The sequence below is a fragment of the Paenibacillus marchantiophytorum genome, assembly GCF_014640555.1.
Taxonomy (GTDB): domain Bacteria; phylum Bacillota; class Bacilli; order Paenibacillales; family NBRC-103111; genus Paenibacillus_E; species Paenibacillus_E marchantiophytorum.
The window spans coordinates 38,093-54,681 of sequence record NZ_BMHE01000038.1; the positions used below are offsets into that span (position 1 = coordinate 38,093).

The 16,589-nt window shown below is 46.1% G+C and carries 15 protein-coding genes; 5 read left to right on the forward strand and 10 right to left on the reverse strand.

Going from position 1 to position 16,589, the window contains the following annotated elements; genetic code table 11:
* Window positions 1–4: 4 nt before the first annotated feature.
* From IEY34_RS26480 to IEY34_RS26490, 3 genes are all read right to left on the reverse strand, one after another.
* Entirely contained in the window at window positions 5–1,522 is a 1,518-nt protein-coding gene (locus IEY34_RS26480; protein ID WP_189017420.1) for an ABC transporter substrate-binding protein, read from the reverse strand.
* 120 nt (window positions 1,523–1,642) lie between these two features.
* Window positions 1,643–2,494: a helix-turn-helix transcriptional regulator gene (locus IEY34_RS26485; protein ID WP_189017423.1), complete on the reverse strand. Its 852-nt coding sequence runs from the start codon at window positions 2,492–2,494 to the stop codon at window positions 1,643–1,645.
* A 787-nt stretch (window positions 2,495–3,281) separates the two neighbouring features.
* Window positions 3,282–5,744, reverse strand: coding sequence for a glycoside hydrolase family 38 N-terminal domain-containing protein (locus IEY34_RS26490; protein WP_189017426.1), 2,463 nt, complete (start codon window positions 5,742–5,744; stop codon window positions 3,282–3,284).
* Window positions 5,745–5,888: 144 nt separating this feature from the next.
* Here IEY34_RS26490 and IEY34_RS26495 point away from each other — a divergent pair, with 144 nt between their 5' ends.
* The 3 genes from IEY34_RS26495 to nagA all read left to right on the forward strand — a co-directional run bounded on the left by IEY34_RS26495 (window position 5,889) and on the right by nagA (window position 8,835).
* Window positions 5,889–6,794 (forward strand): AraC family transcriptional regulator, encoded by a 906-nt coding sequence (locus tag IEY34_RS26495; RefSeq protein ID WP_189017429.1) that lies wholly within the window; start codon window positions 5,889–5,891, stop codon window positions 6,792–6,794.
* Window positions 6,795–6,884: 90 nt separating this feature from the next.
* Complete coding sequence (locus IEY34_RS26500) at window positions 6,885–7,679, forward strand: DeoR/GlpR family DNA-binding transcription regulator (RefSeq protein WP_189017432.1); 795 nt, start codon at window positions 6,885–6,887, stop codon at window positions 7,677–7,679.
* The gene (gene nagA, locus IEY34_RS26505) at window positions 7,669–8,835 is read left to right on the forward strand and encodes an N-acetylglucosamine-6-phosphate deacetylase (protein ID WP_189017435.1); all 1,167 of its coding nucleotides are present in this window, start codon (window positions 7,669–7,671) and stop codon (window positions 8,833–8,835) included. Before IEY34_RS26500 ends, nagA begins: the two co-directional genes overlap by 11 nt.
* Here nagA and IEY34_RS26510 read toward each other — a convergent pair.
* The 3 genes from IEY34_RS26510 to IEY34_RS26520 form a co-directional block, all read right to left on the reverse strand.
* On the reverse strand, window positions 8,832–9,626 hold the full coding sequence (locus IEY34_RS26510) for an SDR family NAD(P)-dependent oxidoreductase (RefSeq protein ID WP_189017438.1): 795 nt from the start codon (window positions 9,624–9,626) through the stop codon (window positions 8,832–8,834). The genes nagA and IEY34_RS26510 overlap by 4 nt on opposite strands.
* 109 nt (window positions 9,627–9,735) lie before the next feature.
* On the reverse strand, window positions 9,736–10,749 hold the full coding sequence (locus tag IEY34_RS26515) for a helix-turn-helix transcriptional regulator (RefSeq protein WP_189017441.1): 1,014 nt from the start codon (window positions 10,747–10,749) through the stop codon (window positions 9,736–9,738).
* 560 nt (window positions 10,750–11,309) lie between these two features.
* Complete coding sequence (locus IEY34_RS26520) at window positions 11,310–11,567, reverse strand: hypothetical protein (protein ID WP_189017444.1); 258 nt, start codon at window positions 11,565–11,567, stop codon at window positions 11,310–11,312.
* On the opposite strand from IEY34_RS26520, the gene IEY34_RS26525 reads away from it, so the two are divergent.
* Together IEY34_RS26525 and IEY34_RS26530 are read left to right on the forward strand one after the other, a co-directional pair.
* Entirely contained in the window at window positions 11,567–11,731 is a 165-nt protein-coding gene (locus tag IEY34_RS26525) for a helix-turn-helix domain-containing protein (protein WP_189017447.1), read from the forward strand. The two genes, IEY34_RS26520 and IEY34_RS26525, sit on opposite strands and share 1 nt — an antisense overlap.
* A 193-nt stretch (window positions 11,732–11,924) precedes the next feature.
* Window positions 11,925–12,284, forward strand: a complete 360-nt coding sequence (locus IEY34_RS26530; RefSeq protein ID WP_189017450.1) for a hypothetical protein — start codon at window positions 11,925–11,927, stop codon at window positions 12,282–12,284.
* Here IEY34_RS26530 and IEY34_RS26535 read toward each other — a convergent pair.
* From IEY34_RS26535 to IEY34_RS26550, 4 genes are all read right to left on the reverse strand, one after another.
* Entirely contained in the window at window positions 12,196–12,963 is a 768-nt protein-coding gene (locus tag IEY34_RS26535) for a Rossmann-fold NAD(P)-binding domain-containing protein (RefSeq protein ID WP_189017453.1), read from the reverse strand. The genes IEY34_RS26530 and IEY34_RS26535 overlap by 89 nt on opposite strands.
* A 45-nt stretch (window positions 12,964–13,008) precedes the next feature.
* Entirely contained in the window at window positions 13,009–13,932 is a 924-nt protein-coding gene (locus tag IEY34_RS26540; RefSeq protein WP_189017456.1) for an FTR1 family iron permease, read from the reverse strand.
* Window positions 13,933–14,020: 88 nt separating this feature from the next.
* Complete coding sequence (locus IEY34_RS26545; RefSeq protein WP_189017459.1) at window positions 14,021–15,502, reverse strand: copper amine oxidase N-terminal domain-containing protein; 1,482 nt, start codon at window positions 15,500–15,502, stop codon at window positions 14,021–14,023.
* A gap of 43 nt (window positions 15,503–15,545) precedes the next feature.
* A complete protein-coding gene (locus IEY34_RS26550; protein WP_189017462.1) occupies window positions 15,546–16,577 on the reverse strand; it encodes a hypothetical protein in 1,032 nt (343 codons plus the stop codon).
* Between the last annotated feature and the right edge of the window lie 12 nt (window positions 16,578–16,589).

A 16,589-nucleotide genomic window follows, 5' to 3' on the forward strand; every position in this document is an offset into this window, starting at 1 on the left:
CCCATTATTTGATCGATTTGTAATCTTGTTCGGAGTAATTTTTATCTGGACTCCAATTGGAGAATATGAAATCATTCTTGTCTACCTTGGCGCCGTCTGCCGTCGCCTTCGTGATAGCCGTATCCAACGCTTTATTAATGAGATCGGAGTATTGCTTTAGTGGAGCGGTTGGATCTTTGATCGCCCCGGATACGACGCCTTGCAGGATATCGCCTACACCAGGCTGAACATCCTTATAATTCCCATACACACTTGTAAGTTCAGGGTTTCTAATCTGCGGATTCGGAATTAAACGGGAAGATTTCTGAACAATGTCGTAGTATTGCTTAAACTGCGGAATTTCGGAGGAGCTCTCATTAACATCCTTTAAGATCGAGAACCGGTCTCCCGCTTTAACCAATACCGACTGATATTCCTTGCTGAAATATTCCTTTAAATAAAGCGCAGCCTCTTTCGGATGTTTCGATGTCTTCGACATTCCGATCCAAGCCCCAATGGTTGATTTAGGCAGATACCCCTTCTGTCCATCGTCCGGCACCGGAGGCATCATCACCCCGAAATCCAAGTTAGGATTATCCCGTTTCCATACACCAATGGACCATTCCCCTTGCAAAATGAAACCAGCCTGGCCTTCGCCAAACAAGGCGCGAGCTTCGGGAGCAGATATGCTCATCGTCTTCGGATGGAAGCTTCCGTCATCTTTCATGCCCTTGAACAAGTTCATCACATCTACAACGGCCTTGCTGTCATAGTTCGCGTCATGTGTGACCAAACTGATCGGCGATTGTTGGTTTAACCCACTGCCGCCCAGTGCGGACCAGTCCATAGCGGCCAGTTTCCACCGACCGATTTGTTTGCCCCCCTCGATAATGCCGTACGCCTTGCCTTTACCGGCTGCCGTAATTTTCTTTGCTGCCTCGCGGAATTCTGTGTAGGTTTTGGGCGGGCTATCTGGGTTTAGTCCCGCATCTCTAAACAATTGCTTATTGTAATAAACAAGCGTACTCGGCACACTGGAAAGCGCAGGTATGGAATACACCTTGCCATTTAACACCGTCGAACCTTCCACGAACACACCATCAATGAATCGGCTCTTAAAAGCATCATCGAGGTACGCATCTAGTGGCTGATACCATTCACCTTTAACTGCCATACTGAGCGACATATTGCCTGGAATAGGGAACAAATCCGGCGCGTCTCCCGATTTAATCGCTGTCGTGATCGTATTCTGGAATTGATCAACGCTCATTAGCGTGTATTCGATTTTGATATTCGGGTATTTCGCTTCAAAATCCTTGATAAATTTTTCGCGATAGGGCTTCTCGCTATCTGCCCAGTCCATCACTCGCAAGGTAACTTTCTCACCTGTTGGCGCTGTTTCGGCTTTATTTCCCGAAGTTCCCGGTGCTGCAGGAGTGCCCGTGCTAACTGTATTCGCAGGAGAGGCAGAGCAAGCCGTAATGATTTGTACAATTAGTGCAGATCCGATTAAAATAGCAGAATATTTCTTTTTTTGTACCATTGATATTTCCCCCTTTTTAAGATTACAAATATTCGCAGTTAACCTTGTTTAGTCAAACATTTCGCTAATTGTATGCGCTGTCAAGCCCTCCTCACCCTAATCTGTACTTCCTATGTTATCCTACAACCTATCCTCAGACCATGTAGGCACGATGCCAGTTTTTGTACTTTTGATACTTTTTCGAAAATTGCTAGGGGACATGCGAAAAGCTTTCTGAAAAACGCGATTGAAATGCGATGCGTCATAAAAGCCGCATTCCTGCGAAATTTGCTCGATGGTGTTTTCCTGGTCTTCCAGCATTCGTTTGGCTTGGATTAATCTCATTTTTTGCAGCATCTGCATCGGAGTCAGTTCATATACCTGCTTAAAAGCCCGACTAAAATAGACAGGATTCATATGGTAAATGTCAGCTAATTCCTCACGCGTAATATTCCGTTCCAACCCCTTCTCAATATAATGAAGCGCATAATTAAAGCGGGCAATTTCGAACGTATCTATGGATGCACGCTTTCCTCCTATTTTGGAGCTTTCCACAATCTCATGAAGCAGAAACAGCGCCAGAAAACCCGCCTGCACAGACCCCTGTTCATGATCTTTTTGCTGCCACATATCTTTGAGTTCGTCGAACTTCTTTTCATACAAAGCGGTGTCCCGAATGGTAATCACCTTATTAAACGGGAACAGCTGAAAGAAATCTTCTCCCTCTCTAACGTGCAATTCAATACTAAACAGAAAGTGAATGCCTTCCTTTTGCGAAATCACATTAAAAGGCGTATCAGGACGATGAATCATCACGTCACCGGTTTTGGCAATATACTCCTTGCCGTCGTCTGTCGTGATGACCTCCCCTTCTTTGATATAGGATACCGTTAGATAAGGCTGGGTGAAATCAAACATGAACCGGGAGTAATATTGTATTTTTTTCACATCGAATAACGTTATGGCAAATAGATCCTTCACCTGTGTCAACAAAATAGATTCACTCCTGTCTCTTTTTCAGTGATTATATCAGTAATTAATTATTTGCAATACTGCACTGAGAAAAACCTAGCCTGCAGTTAGGTCTTCAAATCCATGCACCTTCGCAAGCCTCCTTACGAACTCAATAACCTCTATTCGGCCAAAATCGCTCAATTTGAAAATCTAATGAATGCCAGATGCTCTATTTCAAGCAAATGATCACCATTCGGCCAATAAAGTACCGGGTAGCGCCAATCCAGTTCATTAAATTTCTAAAGCAGCTATTTTCCGGTCTATAAGCATCCTACAGTTCATTAGGTGCCACTCAAAACCGAAAACCTCCGTAGCAAAGCAATCTGCGGTAGAGGCTAGTAAGTAAGAGGTAAGCTTCGCTCACCCCAAACCCAATTAGAGAACTCTAGTTCGCTATTTTGGCCAATAGCAGGAATACGAGGGTCATAGCGGAACTACAGGGTCTTATTCCCACAAAAAGAGCTGAATTTCCCAGGAAACAGCAAAATAACGTCCTGTAGTTCCCTCACCTTCGCAATAATGCCACTTTTTGCTATAATAGCGGACTGTAGTTCCCTCCCTCTGCGCGAGGCAGTTAGAGTATCTCTGCGTTCACCCAAAAACATATAAATTCAGGTTTATATGCAAAAAAACAATCATCCCCGATTAAATATCGAGAAATGATCGTCATTTTGGACATATGTGAACTTAATTTAATGGCAAATATCATAATGACCCTGTGAAAGAGCTAAGGTGCATGTTACAGAATTTGGGGATAGAAATAGAATTAAACTTCACATAAAGGCGCTTCCGTAAGCGTATCCGCAGAGGTTGAGAGACGCAGCGTCTTGCACTCAAAGCCGTTCAGCTGAATCTCTTGGCGAATTCCCAGCGAAGGGATGCTTAGTACCGTTGATCTGCCAAACCCGGTGGGCTCGAACAGGCGAATGATATAATTCTCGCCTCTCTCCTCCTTCTTGAAGGCGCTCAGTTGAACCACTGCATCCTCCAGTACTAGAAAAGACTCCAGCCGCTCGCCTTCTCCGGAAGGAAAGAAAGATAAAGCATAAGGCCGCTCATTGTGAACCAGCGCCTCACGATCCTGACGATTCCTGCGGTCAGCAAGCTCTCCCGCATTCAACCAGAAGGTATAGCAGCGTTCACCTTGATCCATCCGCGGCAAGAATCGATCCTGTACCATGATTGGTCGGTCGTTAATCGGATGAGCGCAATAGCCTGCGCTCCGCAGAAGCGAAAGCCGAACCTCTCCGGAAACAAAATCACTGCCATAAATTCCGTTATTTATGCAGGTTAGACCCAGATTCTGCTCAGGAGCTTCTACAGCTACCCACTTTTGTGCAACGGCCTCATGCCCGTGGTTCAGTGAACTGACCCCGAAGGCTGTTTGCCCAACAAATCGCCCTTCGGACAGCTGAGTTGGCAGGGACAGCTTGAGCATTTTATCCTTCTCATTCCAATACACCCGCAGTTGTACCTCCAGCTCCGTGCCCGTCTTAGGCAGCTTGTACAACTGGCATAGATAGGAGTTGTTGTACGTGAATACCGCTTCTATTACCGTACGCACATCTCCGTCTTCAATGACTCGCACGGCAGGAAGCGCGCCTTTCACCCCGGAGAAGAGCCCGCTTTCCTCCTCATTCATTAGCTTGAACATCCCCTCAACCTGTGTGAAGGACGCTTTATCCATCCGCCAGGGATCTTCATTATCCTCCATCACGAGGGGAGCGAAGGCATTCGGCCGGAGGAAAGGGACTCCTCGAACAACATACTCATCGATGAACCCCGTTCGCGTATTGACGACAACAAGCAGTTCCTCCGTCTCGAACCGATAGCAGCCATTCTGCTCCGCCAACTGAGGAATCGGCTTGTGCGTCAACATCTCAATCCGGCAATCAAAGCGATTCATGGATGAGGGAGCAAGCTCTGCCTCAAAGACAACTCTTTTGCGCCAATCCAGATTCAGATTGCTGCCTTCTTTTTCTGGCTGACACGGGATAGGTTGCCCCTCTTGATAGACAACAGGCAGAGAGAACGCCTCCTGCCAGTTCTGGTCCTCGAGCATGAATTCACACTCAAACACACCTTTGACTGCAAAGGGATGAGGATTGTAGATAAGAATCGGATATTCTTGAAGATTTGCTTTCGGTTGCCCCGTGGCGAGAGCAAAAAAGGATCTCGCTTTAAGACGAGCAACGATCTCCAGACCATGCTCCATTAACCGCAGAGAAGCTTCCTCCGCTGGCTGCACAGAGGAGCCCGGCAGAATATCGTGGAACTGGGCCGTCAATAGATCACTTAAGGCATCATGCAGTTCATTCGAGGGATAGGTCAAGAGACCCTGCATCGCAGCGGTGGAAAGCATCTTTTCAGTCATATACAGTTCATTCTCTAATTGACGATGCTTTTGCTTGATGCGAATCATCGAGGTGTAGCAGCCTACAAAGCGGGGATTCAAATCCCCTTCATATGAGGGCAGGTCCTGGCCAGCCACATCCCGGAAGTAGTTTTCAGGTGTTGAGTGAATAATTTCGAATTCTATTTCCCGCTTCATTAATTGGTCAATCTGCGCAAGATCAATTCGAGATGGCCCGCCGCCATGGTTCCCGACTCCCCACAGAACAAGCCCCTCGTTTTTGTCCCGGTTATCGGCCAGCCAGCCCTCGATTTTCTCCCTGGCCTTACCCATCAGCGTATTATAGCCCCCCCGTATTTTGTGGGCCGTGACACTCGAATTATTGAAGCCTTTCCAGACAAAATCACCCGCGGGCAATCCCTCCATTTCATCGGGGCGCATGAAGATGTAAGAATCATATCCAGCAAGCTGCAGAATCTGGACAAGCCCCTGTGTATGACCAAAAGAATCGAAATTAATCGCTGTGCTCGGCTCCGCATCGAATTTCTCTCGGAAATAAGCCTTGCCCAGCAAAATTTGGCGAACAAAAGATTCACCTGAAAGCATATTGCAATCCGGCTGCAGATACCAACCGCCCATGATCTGCCATTTCCCCGCTTGAACCAGACGCTGGATGCGTTTGAATAGTTGGGGCTCATATTCTTCAATCCATTTATAGAGAATGACTTCGTTGTGATTGAACACATAACCCGCCGTCTCCTCGCAGAATTCTGCCGCTGCACGGAAAGTGGATACGGCAGCTGCCGCGCCCTCCTCCCACTCCCACTGCCAAACAGGGTCTAAATGGGCATTGCTGATCAAATGAAGCTTCTTCATTCTTGCAACCTCCTTATGAACGAATGGAAATCTCTCGTATTTATTGTGAGGCTGCCAAGTTCCGCTGTACATTTCCAATTAACACGAATATTTGTCTAATTATGATATGATTGAACTAATAGTCTGAAAGCGAGGGCACGATGCATGGATCTTGAACAACTAAAAAGCCTTTTACCACCCGTCTTTAATCAGATCTGTCAGGAAATTAGAATTAATGATGCGGTCATCGAATGGGTCGATATCATTTTCGAGCAAATCGGCACAGCCAGCAAGTGTCCTCCCCATGCCCATACGTGGTTTGAGTTCAACTATATTTTATCCGGACAAATGGTGACCCATTTCGGCGATGAGCTTGTCCAAGTGGGGGAAGGCGGCTTCTTCCTTATTCCTCCTGGCACGATTCATTCCCATTCCTACACCCGCGGAAATCCTCATGAGGAAATTTGTTTAAGATGGCGTATTCGTCCTGCAAGCACGGAGAAAGCCGATGTACAGGGGGAGTCCTTTTTCACGCGCCTGCAGCGACTTCAAGAATGGAATTCCGGCTCTTATCGGGATAATGGCAATCTGCATGGCTTGCTGGAGCAATTCTTTCAAGAAGCTCTGACGGGCCAGTCCGAGCTGGCGCTTCAGCTTCTGCTCATTCATCTTCTGGAATATCTCAGCCTGCTGCAGATGACCATGCAGGGACAAGTAACCTCCTCTACTGCGGTCAAGGACCCTTTGGTGCGGAAAGTAGAGGTCTATTTAGAGGATTTTCAAAGCAGTCGTCTGAGCGTAGGCGAGCTGGCTGCTTCCCTGCACATGAGCTACGGTCACTTGTCTCGCCAGTATAAGAAGCTTACTGGGCAGACGATCATCCATCGCATGAACCAAATTCGTTTGGAGAAAGCCAAAGAATTGATGAAGCTGCCAGGTCTGCGCATAGCAGAAATAGCTGAGCAAGCTGGCTTTGCTGATCTGTGCTACTTCAGCAGAGCTTTTAAAAAGCACTATGGAGCGAGCCCTCAAAACTATCGGCGGCAAACGGCTGCCAATGAAAGCACTTAAAGAACATTTGAATAATTACTTATATATACTTAAATAATACTTTAAAATACTTAAATTATATGATAAACTTACTTACAAGAGGTGAATTCGATGTATCAAGAAGAACGGTTGCTGAAAATACTCGATTATATTAATAAACACCACGCGATGAGTGTGATGGATATCTGCTCTCTTCTAGATGTATCCAGGGATACTGCCCGAAGAGATATTGTTAAATTAGTACAAGAAGGAGTCGTAATTCGTACACACGGAGGCGTCGCTCTGCCACAATTGCAGAAGGAAATCGCCACCTATCAAGAACGTTTAATCGACGAAACAGACAGCAAAAGAAAAATTGGGCTGATCGCAGCCAAACTGATTCAAGATCGAGAGACCGTCATTTTTGACGTATCAACCACGGTACAGTCTGTTGCGGAGCAAATTTCCGCCAAACATATTACGGCGATCACACACTCCATCGATATTGTAGGGATTCTGTCAGGTCGGGAAGATCTGCAAGTTTATGTGCTCGGCGGCTATTTACACGCCAAAAACCGCTTATTATATGGTCCCTCCGTCATTGATAAACTAAGAGAACTAAGAGCTGATAAGGCATTTATCGGGGCTACAGCTATACGAGCCGATGGTCTTTATTTTCCTTACGAAGATGATGTTTCTGTTAAAAAAGAGATGGCCCGCCGATCTGATCAGCTCATTGCTGTGGCCGATTTCACGAAGTTTGCCAGCAAGTCGGTTTATCGTTTAGATTTCGACTTTGTAGATATTCTAATAACCGACCAAGAGGTCCCCATCGAAATAAGAGAGGTACTTCATCATAAAAATATCACAATTATTCAGTGTGAGGAGAAAGACAATTACGAGGAGGACAACAGCGATGAGTCTTAAAATTGTGCACAATGTAAACCTGATTCAACAAGATGCCCCCGCTCTACCTGCGACACTTTGGATACGAAACGGAAGGATTGAGAACATAGAAAGTGGTCTCTCTTCTCTACCCGAGGGCGACTATGAATATATAGATGGTCAAGGACATCAATTAATACCAGGCATGATCGATGTTCATATTCACGGTGCCAACGGATTCGACATGATGGATGGCAGTGAAACGAGTATTCAGGAGGTTTCCCGAGCTTGTGCCGATACTGGGTGTACTTCCTTCTTGGTCACCTCTGTCAGCTCGACAATCGAAGAATTACTAGCCATGATTCGTAGCGTGAAACGTGTCATCGGGCATGAAGTCGGGGCCAAAATTGCCGGGCTTCATCTAGAGGGACCTTACCTGAATCCTAAGCGGAAAGGTATGCAAAATGAACGGTTTCTACGACATCCGAATCTGGCTGAAATGAAAGACATTTTTAACGAAGCCGATGGACTGATTAAGATGGTTACCATCGCCCCCGAATTGCCTGGCGGTATGGAACTCATCTCCTTTTTGAAGGAAATGGGCGTAGTTATCGCCATCGCGCATTCCGATGCCTCATACGAGGAAGCCAAGCAAGCCTTTGCAGCAGGAGCTAGTCATGTTACCCATTGTTTCAATGGCATGCGTCCGATCCATCATCGGGATCCCGGACTTGTGGTAGCCGCTTTTGAAGAAGAACATGTCAGCCTTCAAGCCATTGTAGATGGCATTCATTTGCATCCTGCGATCGTTCGAATGATGCATCGACTGAAAGGACCCGATGGCATGGTACTTATCACAGATGCTTTGCAAGCCATGGGACTAGGTGACGGAAATTATGTGTTCGGCGGCCATCATGTTACGGTTACCGAAGGTGTAGCACGCCTAGCGGATGGAACTTTAGCCTCCAGTACAGTTACGATGAACGAGGCACTGCGGCTAACCGTTGAAACCGGAATTTCCCTCATAGATGCGGTTAAAATGGCCTCAACAACACCTGCGCGCATACTCGGTCTTGATACGGTAGGCAGGATCTCCACAGGTTTTGATGCGGATCTCGTTTTGTTAGATGAGCAATGCCAGGTACAGTGGACAATGATTAAGGGGGATATTGTCTATTTGAAAGAGATTAAATATTAGAAAATAGTCGGTACCATTCCCCCATCCATACGAATTGGAGAACCTTTAAATGCAGATGCATAAGGACTACAAACAAATGCGGCTAGTCTGCCTATTTCGACAGGCTTGATAAATCGCTGTATTTCCGATTGAGGTAAGTTTGTAGTCATAAAATCTTTCTCTTTTTCAGAAAAAGTCATATCTCCATTCGGGTATATGCTCTCAATTATTTGATGCACATTTTCAGAGAGTGTTGGTCCTGGCATGATCGTATTGACTGTAACTTCTGTTCCTATTGTTAATTTAGATAAACTCTTGGACAAGGATAACAGCATTGATTTTGTCATACAATATTGAGGCATTTGTCCAGAAGGCATAACGGCTTCTTCACTCGCGATAAAAATAATGCGGCCATACTCATTTTTCAACATTTTAGGCAAATAAAATTTAGATAATCCGTTGGCAGCAAGAACATTCGTACGGAAGTATTTTTCCCATACTTCATCGTCAATATCCTCGTATTGCATAATTTCATAAATGCCCATATTGTTTACTAAAATATCGATATCGGGGTATTTTTCAAATAGAGCTTCTCTTTGCCCCCTCTCCACAAGATCGGCTGTCGCATTTTGAGGAGAGGTAGCCGGGAAATCCGACTTAATTTCAGTAACAACTCGTTCTACCTCTTCATAATTTCTTCCATTTATTAGTACATGAACACCTTCTTTGGCAAGTTCAATGGCAATTGCTTTCCCTATACCTTTCGTTGATCCTGTTACTAAGGCTGTTTTATTGTTTAATCCCATATCCATCCTACTTGTCTCCTTCTCATTGTCTTCCGGATAGAGATTATATTACCTTGTCTGGATAGTTCAGTAACTAGCCTATTGCGCCAAAGTTCTTGTTCAACACGCCAAATATTTAGACGTTTGCACCTATATGTTCCGCACGCCAATTTGAAGGCGTATCACCTTCCCACAGACGGAATGCGCGGTAGAACGAGTTCTGGTCTTCATAGCCGATCAAGAAAGCCACTTCTTTAATATCCAGCGAGGGGTCTGCCAGATACTTTCGAGCCTGCTCATGTCTAGCTTGTGTCAACAGACGCTTGAAGCTCGTGTTTTCGTCAGTTAGCCGACGCTGCAAAGTACGATCGCTCATATTGAGCTCCTTCGCGACAGTCTGAATGTCGGTGCGCCCTCCTGTGAGGCTGCGTTTCATAATCCATTTGACCATCTCGGTAATGGAGCGGTTGCTCCTCTGTTCCTCCACCGATCGGTCCATAGCGGGAGTCAGAATCTCCAGCAATTCTTCGTTATAAGAGACAAAGGGCCTGTCCAGATCTCTGCGATGCAGCGTCAATCGGTTGCCTGTTGCACCAGTCCGGATACGGCAGCCGAAGTAAGCTTCAAGAACCTGCACATCGCCCATTGCATGCGAAAACTCGACGAACTGCGCCGTCAAAGGTTGACCTGTGCCCCGCCGCCCAAGCTCCAGAAGAAATACCAGCGTGATACCGACCAGCAACGGTGGAACCGGCTGCTCGTTATCCAGCCATTCCAGAACGATCGTACAATGGTCGCCCTCCTCGGTGATACGCAAGCTTTCAGGCGGGCACAATTGTTTGTACCTAGCCATTCGGTTGAGAGCGTCACGGTAGTCACGAGCGTGGTAAGCCGCTAAGACGGCCGGCGGGTACTTCGCTGTTTCGAAGACGGTCGCCAGCTTGATGATTCCATTGGCTGTGTCACCGATGAGATCGGAATAAGCCTGCCAGATTGCGAAATATTGCGAGCTAGTGACCGTTGATTCCGTAATAATGGTGAGCGGCAGTCGTGCTTTGCTAGCTACGTCATGGGCGGCAATCCCTAATTGACGTAATCCTGCCCAGAACCCTGGCGGCATTTTTATACGGTCAGAGGTATGCGACTTCATGCATTTGGGCCTCCTTTGGCTGCTTGCATATTTTTGCTTGGACGAAACAAACGATGTGACAACCGGCTTCGCCGCCCTGAGAAATGAGCCTTGTCAAAGCGACAAATCCAGGGAGGGAACTACAGGACGCTATTCAGGCAAATAGCAGGGGTACGAGGGCTATAGCGGAACTACAGGGTCTTATTTCCTCGAAAAACGCTGAATTTCTCTACAAACAGTACAAACAGCAAAATAGCGCACTGTAGTTCCCTCAGCCTCGCTATATTGGCACTTTTTGCTATAATAGCGCACTGTAGTTCCTTCCCGCGTGAGACTCCTGAGGGAACTCCTCTTATTATGCTGTCTATTATCGCATGCCGCAACATTAGCAAAGTTTTGCGTAAAAGGCCCCTAACCGACTATGAAGTAGAAAAAGACTGCGGGGAAAAATCCCAGCAGTCTCCAGACACCTTATACCAGCTTAACCCGCTCCAATATTCTAAATAGAATTTGCATCCAGAAGGCGCGAAATCTGCTGGAAAGGATTCCATTGATAAAGATAATCATCGTCATAGTTATTGTCAAATAATATTAAACTCCTGCCGCTTCCCCTTAGGTGAAATTTTGCGCCCCTTCCCATGCGGAATGCACATCGGCGTACCAAATAATAGATCTGCGTCAATTTCGCACTCCATCCTATACACCTCGCGAATCAAAACTTTGGTCACGATATCTTCCTGCATTCCTTGGGAATGCATCGTAGGACGTACCTTATTCCCGCCGCGAGATATTCCAGCTGGCGTGTTCACAGCGGTAATAGGAGCGACATCAGATCGCAATGCTTACTCCTAATGCATTCTGTCGCGGCTTCAAGCGCGCAACAGGTATTTCCTTTACTGATTATTTAAATCGAGTAAGAATTAAGTATGCCAAAGACCGGCTGACACCCTCCTGTTCCATCAAAGAAGTAGCCAGCACCGTCGGTTACAGCAGTGAATATTAATTCAGTCGCTTATTAAGAGGCTGTTGGCTACTCGCCTACCTTGTATATTAAAAGAGAACGCCTCAAAATCGCTTATAGCTTGCGATTAACGTCAGCCTTGGAATAGAATATTGCGGAGCTTGTTGGACGTGAAAAAGAAGCCTCGCAATCGTTCCATCATCTGGATGAAAGAACGTCAGAGGCTCGCTATTCGTTGAACAAATTGATTGGGAATGATCGTGTAACCGTCATGCAGATTGTTCCGCATGCGCTTCGTATTCAGGGAGCTGTCAACCATCCGTTGAATGAGTTGCTGTATGCCGAGCTTAGCATGAAGCCAGGCAATGCCGTATCTCCTACGAAAATGCGCGATGAAATGCTGGTCGAAGAATTCCCAAGTCTGGAAACCGAGCATCTATTTATTATCAAACATATTAATCATCCAGAATCGGATCACTTGTGCCCTTCTATTCAGAGTTTTCATTTTACTCAGTCGCTTCACGAAGCTGGCTATTTTTATGCTGAACCGATCTCATTAAATCGACATTCACATCCCTATCCTCCGCCATGCTGATGAGTGCGTGAACATCTTTGGGCAGGCATTTGCCCCCATAACCACGATTATCTTCATAGACAAATGTATGACTTCTCCCAATTCTAGGATCTTCGAGCCAAACTTCCCGCAGTTCATTGTAATCAATGCCGTGAGCGCCAGCAATATCATAGAACTCATTGCAAAACGATACCTTCAGCGCGAGGAAGCAATTCTCCATGTATTTCGCCATTTCCGCTGTACGGGCATCCGTCAAGCGAATCCTCACCTCAGCGTTATACACCTGTTGGTAGGCACGAATCACAAGACTAGCATCCGCAGAAGCTCCTCCCAAAGTAAGCCACGTCCGATGGCGGAGGTCCGAAAAGTGGTGATCCACCGTTTCCCCGTAGTACTCCGGTTGAAACACGATTCGCTTGCCTGTTCGTTCCTTCATAGCATCCGTGAAGCCAACGGGAATGGTCGAACGAATGACAATTACTTTGGCCGTCAGCCACACAATGACTTCTTCCACAATAGACGTATCGCATTTCCCATTAGGAAGCGAGGGTGTCGGAGCACAGACGAAAACCATATCGCATGCGTTCACCTCATCTTGACTGCCTTTCTGCAGAGGTGCATCATAAATCGCAGCCTTGGGAAATAAGGCATGAATCGCCTTGCCTACATGGCCATATCCAATAATTCCAATCTTTATCATGATTCTCGCTCCTCAAGTTGATCGCCTGAATCTTACTTACATTTATTAAGCTGCCGCTTTATCTTCCTGAATCTGGGCCTGTTCATGACGCTTCCTCTGAACAGCAAGAAGGATAAAAACGAAGAAGTAGTATCCCCAATACCCAACGAATTCTTCAAGCGAAGGGTTCTGCGTGTAACCAAGGAAAGCTTTAAAGAAAATGCCAACTTGGCCGTTTATTAGCGGCTCTTTCCCATAATCGCGGAGATACTGCACACCATCGATGGGGTGCTCCGGCATAAAGGCTGTGATATTGTAGATTTCACCGATTTGATGACCTGCTGTACGATATAAACTCCCCATAATGCCCAAATCCTGCATGATCCCAATGGCCTGAACGAATAACCCTGCAGAAATCATCATCAGAAAAACAGCCGTTATACGGAAAAATGTACCAAGACGAATTTTCTTCGTACCTTTGAAAAAAAGCAGTCCAACCACAACGGCTAGCACAAGTCCGAATAAGGCCCCCCAGCTTTCGAGCGCTTTTTGAATGTCGCCTCCCGTAATGGCCGCGAAGAAGAATACGGTCTCCACCCCTTCACGTACAACGACCAGAAAGGAATGGACAACCATATTAATGGCGCCGCCAATCGTCAGAATATGAGCAACTTTACTCTGAACCTTCCCTTGCAGCTCACTGCTTTGCTTACCCATGAACATAATCATGTGCGTTAATAAGCCTGAAGAGACAAGCATGATACCAATTTTCAAGTAATTCTGACTGCCCATACTGGCAAATCCGGTTAGTAACACCTGGAAAGCAAGAGCTAAGCCGTAACTAACGATTAAAGCTAAGAAGACACCCACCCATACCCATTTATGCCAGCGGATCATCTCAATACGCGTTAAATAGGTAAGGATAACACCAACGATGAGAATGGCTTCAAGCGCTTCGCGGAACGTAATGAGAAATGCCTGTAAATCCATGGTCTGCCTCCTGTTCTCTACCTTACACCTGCACACTGAAAGACACTTGCGCTATACAGCACAAGTGTCTTCATTATGAACGCAATGATTAACGAAGGATAATGATGTCACCTTTTTGGTAGAATACGCCATATCCGAACAATTCAGCAACTGCACGCAAGGGAATAAACGAACTACCGTTCTCAAGAACAACGGGTTGATCCAATTTAAGCTTCTCATTTACTTTGCCATTCTCAACAACTTGATCGGAACCTGCTGTAATTTCGGTTTTCTTGCCATCTTTGGTGATGACAACTGTTCTTGTAGCTTCAACCCAATCAACTTGAGCATTAATTGCTTGCGCAATAAGGCGAACCGGAACTAGCGTACGACCGCTTTCCTGATTGATGAATGGCGCATTCTCAGCTGTGAAAGCAGCGCCATTGACTTTATATCCTTTGTCGCCAACTTTTAGACTGGAACCATCTTTGTCAACGAGGAACTTTAAGATTTCAAATCCTGCTTCTTTCGTAGCAGCAACATCTGATTTATTAACAGCTTCTGTGAGTTTCGTTGCCGCAACACTTGCAGCTGCATATTTCTCTTTGCCCAAGAAAACTTCTTGGCTTGCTAGGAACATCGTGCCTTCAGCCACATAACCGCGAGCGCCTTGCAGGTCGCCAGCTTCTTGTTTAACGAACACTTGGTTAATGTACTCGGATACTTTACCAATCATCGTGCGTTGAAGCGCGTCACCGATTTCGTCTTTTTTGATTTTGCTGGCATCGCCTGAAGCGAAGGCATTTTTCACGAAATCTGCGTCAGCTGGGCTGCCACCTTTGAGGTATGTGTACACAGGCATGAAGAGGAAGTAGCCTTCTGTGATCGCAGCTGCTTGGTCAGCAGGCGCTTTGGTTGCGATGCTTTCTCCGTATGTATATGTTGCAAGCGCATAGTTCTTAATTAGCGTTTTGTCTAAAATTTGACGGTGGAAGTTGAAGTCATTCACATTGTTGTCTTTAATATCTTTTTGGATCAGTTCAATGGAAGTTTTCAACAATGCTTCCATGTTCAAGCTATATTTGGCATCGCGTTTCACAACGTTCGGTTGCAGTGCACCTTCATAGATTTGAACGACTTTATCAAAAGCAGCAGTTGCTCCTGCAACGTCCCCTTTGGTCATAGCAGGGCGAACTTGGTTGCTCATCAAATCACGAAGCGCGAAGAAGAAATACCATTGTAACCCTTTATCGATCGCTTGTTTCGCTTGAGCAACTTGCAAATCACCTTTAATTGCAGCATCCAGAACAAGCAAGATGTTAGTGTCAATTTTAGGATCATCGGCTTTGATGTTCACATCAAGACGTTTGACATCCGTTTGGAATTTATCTACATATAATTTCTTAACATCTGCAAGAACTGTTTTATCTGTGAAAAGCGCTTTAATTTCCTCAAAAGATTTCAATTTCGCTGTGATCGATTGATCTTCTTTAATTTGGAATTTGCTTTCTGCAAAAGCCACGGATGAAACGGTAACAACACTGGATAAAGCGATGGAAGCACTCAAGACGACAGCTAAAAATTTACGCATTGTAAGTTTTCCCCTATTCATTTTTTTTTGGTTGACCTAACGGTTACATCCACTTTCTTTTGCGAGCGAACCAGACCCCTCCACCTAGCAAAATGATCACTCCACCAATGACAGCAACGCTGACCAATGGATTCGTTCTGTCTGTGCGCTGCATAGGTGCATGTGCGGAAGCTTCTTTCACAGGTTCAGCCTGTTTCACTGCTGTGCTAGCTGTATCAGTTGGTTTGGCAGTCGCTGCTGCTGTTGCTGCAGGCGTAGGCGAAGCGGCTTCGGCTGTCGGTGTTGGACTTGCCGATGCAGACGGCTCGGGTGACTGCGTCTCCACAGCTGCTGCCACATCCGGCGCTTTCGTTTCAGTCGGCTTAGCCTCTTTCTCCACAGCAGGTTGTTCTTGCTTGGGAGTAGACTCCGACTTCACTGCCGGCTCCGTCTTAGGCGTCTCTACTTGCGCAGCCGCAGGCGTTGGGACGCTTGTAGCGGCTGGTGAAGTAAACGCTTTATACGGAAATAAAGGCTTCACCTTGCCATAAATCAAATCAACCTTTTCCTTAAATACATCTGGTTGTACGGGCTTCTTTCCTACTCCGAACAATCCTGGATTACCCAGTGCCTCGAGCGCAGCGTCGAATGCCTTGTTAATCTCCTCTTTACCAGAACCCACATAAGGCTCCAAGGCATCATAGGTCGCCTTAGCTTTGGCCAGCAATAGCTTAGCTCCAGCGTAATCATCAATTCCTTGGCCTGCATACGTGAATCGACGCTCCAAGTTCATGACAAGCACAGCTTTGAAGTTAGCAATCACTAATTTATTATCTTTGGCCTGGAAATTAGCATCTAGCGTTGTTCCGACTTTTTCACCAAAATGCGCTACGAGCTCAGCTCTCCTCTCCTTGTAAGCACCCTCAGCGGCCCCCCAATCATTCGCTCCGTTACCAATACTGGTTTGTACCAGTTTATAAGTTTCAGCGACATCTTCGGTATTGGCATCACCATAAGAGTAGGCCAGCGCGGAAGTCGGCAGGATTAAGAATGCCGCTAGAACCAAAGTCAATCCGGCTAGTAGCCAGTGTTTCATATCTTCACCCCT